The sequence below is a fragment of the Acinetobacter sp. 228 genome, from assembly GCF_048147885.1.
In genome coordinates this window covers 1-1,173 of sequence record NZ_JAYWYV010000429.1, presented here as the reverse complement: position 1 = coordinate 1,173, position 1,173 = coordinate 1, and the positions used below count along the sequence as shown (strand labels likewise).

Annotated in this window: 1 protein-coding gene; it reads left to right on the top strand. The window is 35.5% G+C overall.

Features of this window, described 5'->3' with window-relative positions:
- A partial coding sequence (locus tag VXQ92_RS19595) for a DNA polymerase (RefSeq protein WP_416682919.1) occupies positions 1-1,043 on the top strand: 1,043 nt, incomplete at its 5' end.
- Between the last annotated feature and the right edge of the window lie 130 nt (positions 1,044-1,173).

Below are 1,173 nucleotides of genomic sequence, written 5' to 3'. Positions count from 1 at the left end.
TAAAAGATAAATATCAATATGATGTCTTGATGCAATCGAAGCAGGATGAAAGTCTGGATCATCTCTTAAAGAAAGTTCAGCAAGATCCTGTGGCACATTTATATCACCAATTTGACAAACTCAATCGTGCATCTAGTTTAGTCAAAGCATTTGCCAATACTACGCAAGATCGAGTACATCCTAAGTATCAAATTTTGGGAACAGTGACAGGGCGTTGTACAGCAAAAGATCCTGCCATTTTGTCTTTCCCTAAAGCCTATCGATCTATTTTTGCCAATCAAGCTGGATATACTTTGTATTCCTTTGATTATGGGCAAATTGAACTTGGGGTTTTGGCCGGTTTATCTGGTGATCGACAACTGATTCAGGACTATAACCAATCGGATATTTATCAAGAGTTGGCGGATGAAATAGAGATTAGTCGAGATCAAGCAAAACTTTTCTTCCTTGGTTTAATTTACGGTATTCAAGATGACAATTTAAGTAAAATGATGTCTATGCCAAGTCATCAAATTACTCAGGTTCGTCAGCAAATTGATCAGCGTTATCCTGCAATTGATCAATTAAGACAACAGTGTATAGAATTCGGTCAGCAACATGGTTTTATTAATAATATGTTTGGGCTACATCGTGCAAGTGTAAAAAATAGACCAAGTAATGCTTATCTAGATCAGTGGGAGAACAATTGGTTCTTTAATTTCCCAATTCAAAGTACAGCAGCAGCAATTTTTAAATCAGCATTGGTGCAAATTTTCCAAACAGATGTGAAGAAAACCATGCAATTGGTATGTCCACTATATGATGAATTCTTAGTACAGATCCCTAATGAAGATCGAGAATATTATATTTCACTAATCTATTCCTGTATGAGTGGTACACTTTATGATGCTTTTAATATGTTAGAGCCCAAAGTCGATCTGCAGATGTATAGTGAAACGTCTTTAGATGAATATCATTCAGATGCATGGTTGCAATGGTTTGACCAAGTTGCTGTAAACTCAGACAAATTAGTGACTAAGCAAGATGTTGAATTGCCATTTTGATAATAAGAGAAATCATCGAATATTATGAAAATTACTAAAATCTCGCTGACAAATTTTCGTGCATTTAAGCAGACTCAAACCATTGAGTTTGCTTCTGTTACCTTACTTTTCAGCCTAAACAGGGTAGAGA